Annotated in this window: 6 protein-coding genes and 4 rRNA genes; 6 read left to right on the top strand and 4 right to left on the bottom strand. The window is 60.1% G+C overall.

Features of this window, described 5'->3' with window-relative positions; translation table 11 throughout:
• Positions 1 to 112 precede the first annotated feature (112 nt).
• The 4 genes from AC1MB9_RS15305 (at position 113) to AC1MB9_RS15290 (ending at position 4212) form a co-directional block, all read left to right on the top strand.
• Positions 113 to 1519, top strand: a complete 1407-nt coding sequence (locus AC1MB9_RS15305) for a DUF6421 family protein (protein ID WP_479962771.1) — start codon at positions 113 to 115, stop codon at positions 1517 to 1519.
• Positions 1512 to 2159, top strand: coding sequence for an SDR family NAD(P)-dependent oxidoreductase (locus AC1MB9_RS15300; RefSeq protein ID WP_479962770.1), 648 nt, complete (start codon positions 1512 to 1514; stop codon positions 2157 to 2159). The genes AC1MB9_RS15305 and AC1MB9_RS15300 overlap by 8 nt, the downstream gene beginning before the upstream one ends.
• 62 nt (positions 2160 to 2221) lie before the next feature.
• On the top strand, positions 2222 to 3106 hold the full coding sequence (locus AC1MB9_RS15295) for an ABC transporter ATP-binding protein (RefSeq protein ID WP_479962769.1): 885 nt from the start codon (positions 2222 to 2224) through the stop codon (positions 3104 to 3106).
• Complete coding sequence (locus tag AC1MB9_RS15290) at positions 3103 to 4212, top strand: ABC transporter permease (protein ID WP_479962768.1); 1110 nt, start codon at positions 3103 to 3105, stop codon at positions 4210 to 4212. The genes AC1MB9_RS15295 and AC1MB9_RS15290 overlap by 4 nt, the downstream gene beginning before the upstream one ends.
• A 64-nt stretch (positions 4213 to 4276) precedes the next feature.
• Here the strand turns inward: AC1MB9_RS15290 and rrf (AC1MB9_RS15285) are convergent.
• The 4 genes from rrf (AC1MB9_RS15285) to AC1MB9_RS15270 form a co-directional block, all read right to left on the bottom strand.
• A 5S ribosomal RNA gene (gene rrf, locus AC1MB9_RS15285) occupies positions 4277 to 4393 on the bottom strand.
• 294 nt (positions 4394 to 4687) lie between these two features.
• A 5S ribosomal RNA gene (gene rrf / locus AC1MB9_RS15280) occupies positions 4688 to 4804 on the bottom strand.
• Between the two features lie 123 nt (positions 4805 to 4927).
• Positions 4928 to 8055: ribosomal RNA gene (locus AC1MB9_RS15275) — 23S ribosomal RNA — on the bottom strand.
• 432 nt (positions 8056 to 8487) lie between these two features.
• Positions 8488 to 10021, bottom strand: a 16S ribosomal RNA gene (locus AC1MB9_RS15270).
• Together the 16S, 23S and 5S rRNA genes form the textbook arrangement of a ribosomal RNA operon.
• A 689-nt stretch (positions 10022 to 10710) precedes the next feature.
• On the opposite strand from AC1MB9_RS15270, the gene AC1MB9_RS15265 reads away from it, so the two are divergent.
• Both AC1MB9_RS15265 and AC1MB9_RS15260 read left to right on the top strand, forming a co-directional pair.
• A complete protein-coding gene (locus AC1MB9_RS15265; protein WP_479962767.1) occupies positions 10711 to 11781 on the top strand; it encodes a threonine aldolase family protein in 1071 nt (356 codons plus the stop codon).
• On the top strand, positions 11778 to 13466 hold the full coding sequence (locus tag AC1MB9_RS15260) for a long-chain-fatty-acid--CoA ligase (protein WP_479962766.1): 1689 nt from the start codon (positions 11778 to 11780) through the stop codon (positions 13464 to 13466). Before AC1MB9_RS15265 ends, AC1MB9_RS15260 begins: the two co-directional genes overlap by 4 nt.
• Positions 13467 to 13556: the final 90 nt, after the last annotated feature.

The raw sequence follows: 13556 nt of genomic DNA, 5'->3' as shown, positions 1-13556 counted from the left end.
TACCCCCGCAAAATCGCAAGAAAACGCCGCGTCGGCCTCGATACGCTTAGGACTTGCGCACTCGCTGCGCTTCCAGTCGCATCCGCGGCGATTCAGAGGACGGGAGGTTCCCATGTCGATGTCAGTAAAAGAAACGCACGCTCAAGATGCGCTGGTCGGTGAGCCCGAGGTTCTCGAAGACGCTCGTGCCGCCCGTGTAGCCGATGACCCAGCCTGGTTGCGCCTCAAGGCCGCCGCGACCGCACTTCAGGCCGTGCAGACGCAGGACGGGTCGGTCGCCGACACCTCCCTGCACACGGATGCCGCGGCATCCGTGACCGTGATCACGGATGCGGTGCAGGAACTGGCGCCGCTGTTTGCCCACGACGCGGCGTATCTCACCTCGCTCGTGGCGGACTTTGAGCGGTGGGTCGCCGAGGGATTCGGTGTGCCCGACTTCTACGATGCCCTGATGGCGTTCCAACCGCAGAAGGACCGCATCGACGGCCTGGCGCACCTCGTGGTCTTTCCGATGTACACGCAGAATGGCAGCACGAACCGACTCGTCGAGGCGGTGCTGATCGAGGTGATCTGGCCGCGGTTCATCGCCGAGCTGGAGGAGGGATACACGAACAAGCTGTTCGTCCCGATTCGTTTCCTCGACTTCACGCCGGGGTACGACACGAATTCCGCCGTGTTGTTCCCCGAGACGGTGGCGATGCGGGAGATCCCGACGTTCACCTGGGGCGCGATCTTCGCCGATCGTGAGGCCGCCCGGTTCCGTCGGGTCGTGCGCGCGGCATCCGACATCACTCGACTCGATCTTCCGACGGGAGCAGCGAGCCTGCTCGACGACCAGCACCTCACCGAAGAAACCTTCGTGATGTGGGACCTCATCCACGACCGCACGCACATGCGCGGCGACCTGCCGTTCGACCCATTCATGATCAAGCAGCGGATGCCGTTCTTCCTCTATTCCCTGGAGGAACTGCGCTGCGATCTGACGGCGTTCCGCGAGTCCGTGACGATCGAGCGCAGCGAGCTCGCAAGCCCGGAAGCTCGCCGTCACGCCAAGCTCGTTCAGTATGCCGTGATCTTCGACCGCATCTTTCGATTTGCGATCACCGGCAGCCGGGTGCGCAACTATGACGGTCTCGGCGGTCAGCTGTTGTTCGCGTGGATGCATCAGCACCACGTGCTGCACTGGACGGACACTCGTCTCACCTTTGACTGGGAGGCCGTTCCCGACGTGGTCATTGCGCTCGGCAAGCGGATCGACGACCTGTACTGGGCGTCGATCGACCGGCCGAAGAAGGCGCACTGGCTCGCCGCTTACGACATGATCGCCGAGACACTCACCCCGAACCCGGCCTCGGTCTGGGCCGCGGGGCTGCCGCGTGAGGTGCTCGCGGGGGCACCCAAGGGTTACACCGACGCCGTGTTGGACGACGAGTTTCCCCTGTCGATGTTCTTCGAGGCACTGGAGAAGAAGATGAAGACAGTCATCGCATCGACGGCGGGCATCACCGCTCATGACTAGCGCCGTCGCTGGACGCATCGTGCTGATTGCCGGTGCGTCCAGTGCGGCCGGCCGAGCCACGGCCGCCGCACTGGCCGCCTCCGGCGCGCGGGTCGTGGCGGTCGGCTCGAACGCCGAGCGGCTGGAGTCAGTCTCGGCCGAAGCCCGTTACGTGTGCGACCTCGCCGATTTCAGGGCCGTGCAGCAGCTCGCGGAGACCGTGCGGGCCGACCTGGGTGCGGTCGACGGTCTCATCCACCTCGTGGGCGGATGGCGCGGCGGCGGAGGCCTGGCCGGCCAGAGCGACGAGGACTACGCATTTCTGCACGCACACGTGGTCACGACGCTGCGCAACACGACGCGGGCGTTCAACGCCGACCTGCTTGCATCGTCGGCCGGTCGACTCGCAATTGTGTCTTCGGTGTCCGTCGACCGGCCGACGCCCGGCGGAGCGAATTACGCGACGGTCAAGGCGGCCGCTGAAACCTGGGTGCGCGCGGTCGGCTACGGCTTCGCCAAGGCCGGGTCCGATGCTGCCGCGGTCATCTTCGTCGTGAAGGCACTTGACGTCCTCGAGGCGGAGCTGGCGTCACGTGCGGTCCTATTGTGGGAGGAAACCGCGACAACCGTCAACGGAACGCGGGTCTTGCTCACCGCATGACGTTGCCGCCGCGGCGTTCTCGGTCTGGGTAGCCTGTAGAGCACATCAACGAAAAGGTGGGCATGCTCGATATCAAGGACGTCAATAAGAGCTACGGCAGCAGGTCCGTTCTCACCGATGTGAGCTTCACGGTGCGAAATGGTCGGATGACCGGCTTTGTCGGCGCCAACGGTGCAGGCAAGACCACCACTATGCGCATCATCCTCGGCGTGCTCACGCCCGACTCCGGCACGGTGCTCATCGATGGCCAGCCCGTGACGGCGAGCGATCGACGCCGTTTCGGCTACATGCCCGAGGAGCGCGGCCTGTACCCCAAGATGAAGCTGGGCGAGCATCTCATCTACCTCGCGCGCCTGCACGGTCTGAGCCCGGCATCGGCTCGCGCAAACACCCGCACGCTCCTCGAGCGCCTCGGCCTGAACGAGCGGACCGGCGACCTGGTGCAAGCACTCTCGCTGGGCAACCAGCAGCGGGCGCAGATCGCGGCGGCACTCGTGCACGACCCCGAGTTCCTGGTGCTCGACGAGCCATTCTCCGGGCTGGACCCGATTGCCGTCGAAACGGTCATGACCGTGCTCACCGACTACTCCGCGACCGGCGCACCGGTGCTGTTTTCCTCCCACCAACTCGACATTGTCGAACGCCTCTGCGACGATCTCGTCATCATCGCCGACGGCCGGATCCGCGCCAACGGTTCGCGCGAGGGGCTGCGGCAACGATTCAGCAGTCCTCGGTTCGAAATCACGTCCCCGGGCGACACAGGCTGGATTGGCGCTGTGCCCGGCATCACCCTTCTGGAGACGACTGCCGGCACCGCCGTCTTCGAAGCCGACACGGATGCCGCCAGCCAGACAGTGCTGCGCGAGGCGCTTGACCGGGGCCCGGTGGACTCGTTCAGCCCGCAACATCCCAGTCTCGCCTCGATATTCAAGGAGGTCGTTCAGTGACCGCCCACCGTCCCGTTCACACCGCACCCACGTTCGTGCACAGCGTCTGGCTCGTGGCCAACCGTGAGATCGTCGCGCGGATGCGCAGCAAGACCTTTCTGATTTCAACCGCCATCCTCCTGCTGCTCTCCCTGGCATCCGTCGTTGTCGGGAGCATCGTTGCCCAGAACACGTCATTGCCACGGGTGGCCGTGGTGGGTGTCGCCGCCCAAAAGGTCGAACAGATCACCACGCTGGACCTCATCCCGGCCGCCAGCATCTCCGAGGCGGAAGCCCTCGTGCGTGACGGGAGCGTCGACGCAGCATTGGTGCCCGCAGCCACTGACGCGTCTCCCCTGGGAGTCTCGGTCATCGCACTCTCGGAGCCGCCGGCCACGATCATGGCGACACTGAGCGTCGCGCCAACACTGCGGCTGCTCGAGCCACCCGAGCGGGACAATCGTCTCGCGTATCTGGTGGCCCTCGGGTTTGGGCTCGTCTTTCTGATGTCATCGACGACGTTCGGGGCAACCATCGCACAAAGCGTGGTGGAAGAAAAGCAGACGCGCATCGTGGAGATTCTGATGTCCACAATCCCGGTGCGCGCGCTCCTGGCCGGGAAGGTTGTCGGCAACAGCATCATGGCCTTCGGTCAGATCGTCGCCATCGGCCTGCTGGTGTCGATCGGATTGGCCGCCACCGGACAGAACACCCTGCTCTCGGGCATCGGCCCGTCTATCGCTTGGTTTGCGGTTTTTTTCGCATTTGGCTTCGTGCTGCTCGCATCGTTGTATGCGGCCACGGCATCCCTCGTCGCCCGCCAGGAAGACGTGGGATCGGCCACGTCGCCGGTGCTCGTTCTCGTGATGCTTCCGTATTTTCTGGTGATCTTCTTCAACGACAACCCCACGGTGCTGGCGGTCATGTCGTATGTCCCGTTTTCTGCGCCGGTCGGAATGCCAATGCGCATCTTCCTGGGCGCCGCGGACTGGTGGGAGCCGCTCGTGGCACTCGTCATTCTTCTCCTGACGACAGCGGCAGTGATAGCCCTCGGGTCGCGTGTCTACGCGCACGCCCTGTTGCGCATGGGCGCGCGGGTGCCTCTGCGCGAAGCACTCAGGCGCTGATCGGGGGAGCGTTAACGCAGGAAGGCCGCCCCGTGGGGCGGCCTTCCTGGTGGTGCCAAGTCAAGTCCGGCGGTGTCCTACTCTCCCACAGGGTCCCCCCTGCAGTACCATCGGCGCAAAGAGTCTTAGCTTCCGGGTTCGGAATGTGACCGGGCGTTTCCCTCTTGCTATAGCCGCCGAAACACCTGTGCGACGCCGGGGCGTCAAGTCTTCCGAACAGTATTTGCTTCGTGCTTCCAGCGTACAGGAACCGTGCGGCCGCATATGACCAGATCATGGCGGTTGCGTTGGTCGAGGCGCGACGAAGGAGCGATCGAGACCACGCACCCCGTTCTCAGACCCGACTCCACTCTCAGGGGCGTCTCACCTGGTCTCGATCTCTCGTGCCTCGACCCGCGGCACCGGCGGCACCGGGCGGGTTAACGCAAAAATGGCCACCCCGTGCGGGGTGGCCATTAGTGTGTCGCTAAGTTAAGTCCGGCGGTGTCCTACTCTCCCACAGGGTCCCCCCTGCAGTACCATCGGCGCAAAGAGTCTTAGCTTCCGGGTTCGGAATGTGACCGGGCGTTTCCCTCTTGCTATAGCCGCCGAAACACCTGTGATGCGTGTTTCGAACCTATATTTTTTAGTTATAGTGCTTCCGTAGAAGCGGTTGTTCTCGACCGTACATCGAGAACCACATAGTGGACGCTAAAGCAGCTTCTTCAAACTGAGTGTTATCAAATTATCGGCTTATTAGTACCGGTCAGCTTCATGGGTCTTTAGTCCCCACTTCCACATCCGGCCTATCAACGCAGTAGTCTAGCTGCGAGCCTCTCCCCCGAAGGGATGGAAATCTCATCTCGAAGCTGGCTTCCCGCTTAGATGCTTTCAGCGGTTATCCATTCCGAACGTAGCTAATCAGCGGTGCTCCTGGCGGAACAACTGACACACCAGAGGTTCGTCCATCCCGGTCCTCTCGTACTAGGGATAGATCTTCTCAAATTTCCTGCGCGCGCAGCGGATAGGGACCGAACTGTCTCACGACGTTCTAAACCCAGCTCGCGTACCGCTTTAATGGGCGAACAGCCCAACCCTTGGGACCTACTCCAGCCCCAGGATGCGACGAGCCGACATCGAGGTGCCAAACCATGCCGTCGATATGGACTCTTGGGCAAGATCAGCCTGTTATCCCCGAGGTACCTTTTATCCGTTGAGCGACAGCGCTTCCACAAGCCACTGCCGGATCACTAGTCCCGACTTTCGTCCCTGCTCGACTTGTCAGTCTCACAGTCAAGCTCCCTTGTGCACTTACACTCGACACCTGATTGCCAACCAGGTTGAGGGAACCTTTGGGCGCCTCCGTTACTTTTTAGGAGGCAACCGCCCCAGTTAAACTACCCACCAGGCACTGTCCCTGAACCGGATCACGGTTCGAAGTTAGGTATCCAATATGACCAGAGTGGTATTTCAACGATGACTCCACCTGAACTAGCGTCCAAGCTTCAAAGTCTCCCACCTATCCTACACAAGCCACACCGAACACCAATACCAAGCTGTAGTAAAGGTCACGGGGTCTTTCCGTCCTGCTGCGCGTAACGAGCATCTTTACTCGTAATGCAATTTCGCCGAGTTCGCGGTTGAGACAGCTGGGAAGTCGTTACGCCATTCGTGCAGGTCGGAACTTACCCGACAAGGAATTTCGCTACCTTAGGATGGTTATAGTTACCACCGCCGTTTACTGGGGCTTAAATTCTCAGCTTCGCCTTGCGGCTAACCGTTCCTCTTAACCTTCCAGCACCGGGCAGGCGTCAGTCCGTATACATCGTCTTGCGACTTAGCACGGACCTGTGTTTTTAGTAAACAGTCGCTTCCCACTGGTCTCTGCGGCCTTCGAACGCTCCCGGAGCAAGTCCGTTCACGCCTCAGGCCCCCCTTCTCCCGAAGTTACGGGGGCATTTTGCCGAGTTCCTTAACCACGATTCTCTCGATCTCCTTAGTATTCTCTACCTGATCACCTGAGTCGGTTTGGGGTACGGGTGACTAAAACCTCGCGTCGATGCTTTTCTCGGCAGCATAGGATCACTGATTTCACCCTTACGGGCTACCCATCGGGTCTCAGGCTATATGAACGACGGATTTGCCTATCGTTCGCCCTACATCCTTAGACCGGGTCAACCATCGCCCGGCTCAGCTACCTTCCTGCGTCACACCTGTTAATACGCTAACCGCACCAGAATAGGGTCGTACGCTAGGCCCCACGCCTCACCCCGAAGGGATCGGTCTAGGGGATTCAGATACTTAGCATTACTGGATTAGCTTGGGCGGTTTTTCGTCAGTACGGGAATATCAACCCGTTGTCCATCGACTACGCCTGTCGGCCTCGCCTTAGGTCCCGACTTACCCAGGGCGGATTAGCCTGGCCCTGGAACCCTTGATCTTTCGGAGGACGGGTTTCTCACCCGTCTTTCGCTACTCATGCCTGCATTCTCACTCGTGTGGCCTCCACGGCTGGTTTACACCGCCGCTTCGCTGGCCACACGACGCTCTCCTACCCATCAACACGGCTGAACCAACACCACAAGGGTGCGGCTAACCAAAAATATCAATGCCACAACTTCGGTGGCGTGCTTGAGCCCCGTTACATTGTCGGCGCGGAATCACTTGACCAGTGAGCTATTACGCACTCTTTCAAGGGTGGCTGCTTCTAAGCCAACCTCCTGGTTGTCTGTGCAACTCCACATCCTTTCCCACTTAGCACGCGCTTTGGGACCTTAGTTGGTGGTCTGGGTTGTTTCCCTCTCGACGATGAAGCTTATCCCCCACCGTCTCACTGCTGCGCTCTCACTTACCGGCATTCGGAGTTTGGCTGACGTCAGTAAGCTTTTGGGCCCCATCGGCCATCCAGTAGCTCTACCTCCGGCAAGAAACACGCAACGCTGCACCTAAATGCATTTCGGAGAGAACCAGCTATCACGAAGTTTGATTGGCCTTTCACCCCTATCCACAGCTCATCCCCTCCATTTTCAACTGAAGTGGGTTCGGTCCTCCACGACGTCTTACCGTCGCTTCAACCTGGCCATGGATAGATCACTTCGCTTCGGGTCTAGGACATGCGACTGAATCGCCCTATTCAGACTCGCTTTCGCTACGCATTCCCCTCTCGGGTTAAGCTCGCCACATATCACTAACTCGCAGGCTCATTCTTCAAAAGGCACGCTGTCACCAGAATCAGACTGGCTCCAACGGATTGTAAGCAAACGGTTTCAGGTACTATTTCACTCCCCTCCCGGGGTACTTTTCACCTTTCCCTCACGGTACTTGTTCACTATCGGTCATGTAGGAGTATTTAGGCTTATCAGGTGGTCCTGACGGATTCACACGGGATTTCTCGGGCCCCGTGCTACTTGGGATACTCTTCGGGTGATTGCTGCATTTCGACTACGGGGTTCGCACCCTCTATGACCAGGCTTTCAATCCTGTTCGTCTATACAACGCTCTAACCCTTGCCATTCGGTAGAATCAGCTGAAAAGTCCCACAACCCCGACCATGCAACGCCTACCGGCTATCACACATGATCGGTTTAGCCTCATCCGGGTTCGCTCGCCACTACTAACGGAATCACTATTGTTTTCTCTTCCTGTGGGTACTGAGATGTTTCACTTCCCCACGTTCCCTCTACCCGCCCTATATATTCAGGCGGGAGTCACCAGGTCACCTCACGGGCCTGGCGGGGTTTCCCCATTCGGACATCCTCGGATCACAGTTCGTTTATCAACTCCCCGAGGCTTATCGCAGATTACTACGTCCTTCTTCGGCTCTACATGCCAAGGCATTCACCGTTTGCTCTTAAAAATTTGAAATCACATGAGTTTGAATCGATTGGTGCCACGAATAAATTCGCGGCAGAAATTGACCAATGATCTAATTGCTTAGATCTTTGTAATTTGGGGACCGAAGTCCCACAAATTTAAGATGCTCGCGTCCACTGTGTAGTTCTCAAAGTACGGGCGGTACCCCTCGAAGCCGGCGATTAATGCCCACAACAAGAAGTCCAGAGGAAGGTCCAAACCACCGAAGTGATCCGTTCCGGTCCCTCAGGACCCAACAGCGTGCTCATGCAAGTCTCTCCACCCCAATCTTTTCCAACCTCCGAAGAAGCGTACTTGAACCGAACTGGCCGTTCTTACATCAATGTCAATGTTCCACCCATGAGCGCCATCGAAAACGTTCGTTTCCGTATGACTGGCAACCGTATTCCGCTGTATACAGACGGGATTGCACGTGCTCCTTAGAAAGGAGGTGATCCAGCCGCACCTTCCGGTACGGCTACCTTGTTACGACTTAGTCCTAATCACCGATCCCACCTTCGACAGCTCCATCCCTTACGGGTTTGGCCACCGGCTTCGGGTGTTACCGACTTTCATGACTTGACGGGCGGTGTGTACAAGGCCCGGGAACGTATTCACCGCAGCGTTGCTGATCTGCGATTACTAGCGACTCCGACTTCATGAGGTCGAGTTGCAGACCTCAATCCGAACTGAGACCGGCTTTTTGGGATTCGCTCCACCTTGCGGTATTGCAGCCCTTTGTACCGGCCATTGTAGCATGCGTGAAGCCCAAGACATAAGGGGCATGATGATTTGACGTCATCCCCACCTTCCTCCGAGTTGACCCCGGCAGTATCCCATGAGTTCCCACCATTACGTGCTGGCAACATAGGACGAGGGTTGCGCTCGTTGCGGGACTTAACCCAACATCTCACGACACGAGCTGACGACAACCATGCACCACCTGTATACCGACCTTGCGGGGCGACTGTTTCCAGCCGTTTCCGGTATATGTCAAGCCTTGGTAAGGTTCTTCGCGTTGCATCGAATTAATCCGCATGCTCCGCCGCTTGTGCGGGCCCCCGTCAATTCCTTTGAGTTTTAGCCTTGCGGCCGTACTCCCCAGGCGGGGAACTTAATGCGTTAGCTGCGACACGGAGACCGTGGAATGGTCCCCACATCTAGTTCCCAACGTTTACGGCATGGACTACCAGGGTATCTAATCCTGTTCGCTCCCCATGCTTTCGCTCCTCAGCGTCAGTTACGGCCCAGAGATCTGCCTTCGCCATTGGTGTTCCTCCTGATATCTGCGCATTCCACCGCTACACCAGGAATTCCAATCTCCCCTACCGCACTCTAGTCTGCCCGTACCCACTGCAGGCCCGAGGTTGAGCCTCGGGTTTTCACAGCAGACGCAACAAACCGCCTACGAGCTCTTTACGCCCAATAATTCCGGACAACGCTTGCACCCTACGTATTACCGCGGCTGCTGGCACGTAGTTAGCCGGTGCTTTTTCTGCAGGTACCGTCACTTCCAGGAAAACCCAGTCACTTCTTCCCTACTAAAAGAGGTTTACAACCCGAAGGCCTTCGTCCCTCACGCGGCGTTGCTGCATCAGGCTTGCGCCCATTGTGCAATATTCCCCACTGCTGCCTCCCGTAGGAGTCTGGGCCGTGTCTCAGTCCCAGTGTGGCCGGTCACCCTCTCAGGCCGGCTACCCGTCGTCGCCTTGGTGAGCCATTACCTCACCAACTAGCTGATAGGCCGCGAGCTCATCCTTGACCAAAATTCTTTCCACCCCAGAAGATGCCTTCCAAGGTCGTATCCGGTATTAGCTACAGTTTCCCGCAGTTATCCCAGAGTCAAGGGCAGATTGCTCACGTGTTACTCACCCGTTCGCCACTGATCAAAGAAGCAAGCTCCTCATCACCGTTCGACTTGCATGTGTTAAGCACGCCGCCAGCGTTCGTCCTGAGCCAGGATCAAACTCTCCGTAAATGTTTGAATAGCTACCCAACCGAAATCGAGTGCCCATCTAGTGCACCAAGCCGCCGGAATAGGCGAACAAGATGCAAGTTTGAAACTAGCAAGAACAAATCATTACTGACTTGCTTTTGTTATTTTGCGTGATCGAAACCACGACTTTCAATTCATATTCCAAAGGAATCTCCCGGCTGCGTACCCGCTAGAAACGGGACAACAACCACGAGGTATTTGGCATTTGACATTGTGCACGCTGTTGAGTTCTCAAGGATCGGACGCACCCAGCTTCACACCCTAACGGGCACTCTCGCTGAGGCAACTTGTCTAACTTAGCCACCCTGCTCGCCGCTGTCAAGTCGAGCGAAACGCCGGTTTCGCAGCCGCCGAAGCACACCACAAAACCCACGACTCAGACCTGGAAACCAGCGAGATGGGAGACTTACAATTCTAACCACGAGACAACGTTCATACAAGATGAACAACGGCTGTCTTCACGGCGTCGAGATGGTCCCGCATGAGGCCGAAAAGCTAAGCAGCTTTCCGCACCTGTGGGGTGACTTAGAAGACATTACGGCCATTCCCCAGGCCACGCAAATCCACCCCCAATCCCCCACATCCCGGGCGCGCCGCACCCCCGACGCCGATCTTCCATACGCTCGGAACGCCATGGGCCGGAGTGCAGAAAGGTGCGGAACAATAGGGGGGTGACTCAACTCCATGATTTGACCCTGCGCGGTTTCGCTTCTGACAACTACTCCGGCATTCACCCCGAGATTCTCGAGGCGATCGTGCAGGCAAACGGTGCCCACCAGGTGGCGTACGGCGAGGACGTTTATACGACGCGCCTACAGGAGGTGTTCGTTGAACAGTTCGGCGAGGGCGTCGAAGCCTTCCCCGTCTTCAACGGCACCGGCGCAAACGTGATCGGCTTGCAGTCGATGCTCCCCCGCTGGGGCGCGGTGATCTGCACGTCCACCGCGCACATCAACTCGGATGAAGGCGGCGCTCCCGAGTATGTGGGCGGCTTCAAGTTGTTGCCCATCGTCACCCCCGACGGCAAGCTCACTCCCGACCTCATCGACCAGGAGGCATGGGGCTGGGGCGACGAGCACCGCGCCCAACCCCTCGTGGTCTCGATCACGCAGAGCACCGAGCTGGGTACCGCCTACACCGTGGCGGAGGTGCGGGCCATCGCTGATCACGTGCATGAGAAGGGCATGACCCTGCACATGGACGGCGCCCGCATCAGCAACGCCGCCGCCTCCCTCGGGGTTCCCCTGCGTGCATTCACCCGCGACGCCGGCGTCGATGTGCTCAGTTTCGGCGGCACCAAGAACGGCATGATGCTCGGCGAGTGCATTGTGGTACTCAACCCGGCGGCATCCACCGGGTTGAAGTACCTGCGCAAGACCAACATGCAGCTGTCGTCGAAAATGCGGTTCATTTCGGCTCAGCTCGTTGCCCTGCTGAGCAACGAACTGTGGCTGCGCAACGCGAGCCACGCCAACGCCATGGCGCGGCGGCTGCGGGACGCACTCGAGGCGGGTGCAGCAGATGGCTCGGTCCCGAACGTCGGTTTCACGCAGGCAACGCAGTCCAATGCGGTCTTCGCTCGGCTGCCGCTCGGCATTGCCGACCGGCTCCGCCAAAGCTTCCGCTTCTACGACTGGGACGCGCAGACCGGCGAGGTGCGATGGATGTGCGGTTTTGACACGAGCGAAGAAGACATCGATGCGTTCGTCGCCGCTCTCAAACGTGAGCTCGTCGCCTCGTGAACGCGTTCTCCGACCGCCCGTGGCTCGCTGCCTACGCGCCGGGCGTTCCGCATGAGATCACCGAGCCCACGGAAACGCTCAGCGACATGATGGAGGCCTCGGCCAAGCGCTACGGGCGACACATCGCGCTCGACTTCTTCGGGGCGACGACCAGTTATGAGGAGCTCCGCGAACAGATCAGCCGGGTGGCGAACGGACTCCGCAAGCTGGGGGTGAGCCCGGGCGACCGGGTTGCCCTCGTGCTGCCGAACTGCCCGCAGCATGTGGTCGCGTTCTATGCGGTGTTGCGCCTCGGCGCGATCGTCGTCGAGCACAATCCGCTGTACACCGATCGCGAGTTGCGCCACCAGTTCGAGGATCATGGCGCGCGCGTGGCCATCGTGTGGGACAAGGTTTACGACAGCGTGCGGTCCTTCCCCAAAGACATGGGCGTCACGGAGGTGGTCACCGTTGACCTCATCCAGGCGATGCCCCTCGGCAAACGCCTCGCCCTGAAGCTTCCCGTCAGGAAGGCGAAAACAGCGCGCGCCGCGCTCACGTCCGGCACCGTCAAGGGTTCGACCCCCTGGGACACCCTCGCTGACTCCCGACGGCTGCACCGCTCGCATCCGCGGCCGTCACTCACCGACACGGCCGTGCTGCAATACACAAGCGGCACCACCGGCACACCCAAGGGCGCCATGCTCAGCCACTACAACCTGCGCGCAAACGCAGCACAGGGTGCCGCCTGGGTTCCGGGGCTGCGTCCCGGCGATGAAACGGTGTACGCCGTACTTCCCATGTTCCACGCCTACGGGCTCACCCTGTGCCTCACCTTCGCCATGAGCATGGGGGCGCGGCTGGTGCTGTTCCCCAAATTCGACGAGAAGCTCGTTCTCGATGCCGCCCGCCACGCTCCGCCCACGTTCCTGCCGGCGGTTCCCCCCATCTATGACCGGCTGGTCACCGCGGCCGCCGCACGAAAGACGAGTCTCAAGGGCATTCGCTTCGCTATTTCCGGTGCGATGAATCTGCCGGTGTCCATCGTGGAACGGTGGGAGGGCGCTACCGGCGGGCTGCTCGTGGAGGGGTACGGCATGACGGAGTCGTCGCCGATCGCCACCGGTAACCCGATGGGGCCGAGCCGGAGGCCGGGAACGGTTGGCGTTCCCTTCCCGAGTACGGAGATCCGCGTCGTCGCCCCGTCCGACCCCCTCGTCGATCTGGAGTTCGAAGAAGAGGGTGAGCTGCTGTTGCGCGGACCGCAGATCTTCTCCGGCTACTGGGATCGACCGAGCGAAACCGCGCAGGTGTTGTTGCCGGACGGCTGGTTGCGAACCGGCGACATCGTGCGGGTCTCGGCGGACGGCTTCATCACCGTCGTCGACCGCATGAAGGAACTCATCATTTCGGGTGGTTTCAACGTGGCGCCCTCCGAGGTCGAGGCAGCCTTGCTCAGCCACCCCGACGTTGTCGATGCCGCCGTTGTCGGGCTCCCCAGCGCCTCCGGCGGCGAGGACATCGTCGCGGCGGTCGTTCTGGTTGACGGCTCGGTTCTGGATGTGGAGGCGGTGCGCGAGTACTGCCGCACGCGGCTGTCGGCCTATAAGATTCCGCGTCGCATCGTGGACGTCGCCGACCTGCCGCGGTCGCTGATCGGAAAGGTACTCCGCAGAGAGGTTCGCGCCACGCTGATGCGCGGCTGAGGAACCGCCGGACGGATGCCGCGCGCGGGAATGAGCCGGCGGCATCCGTGGTTGCGGTGGGTGGGTCAGCGTTGCCCCGCACATTCGCCT

It is taken from the genome of Cryobacterium sp. AP27, from assembly GCF_056680495.1.
Note: the sequence above shows the minus strand (reverse complement) of the source record. Positions and strands in the feature narration are given on the sequence as shown.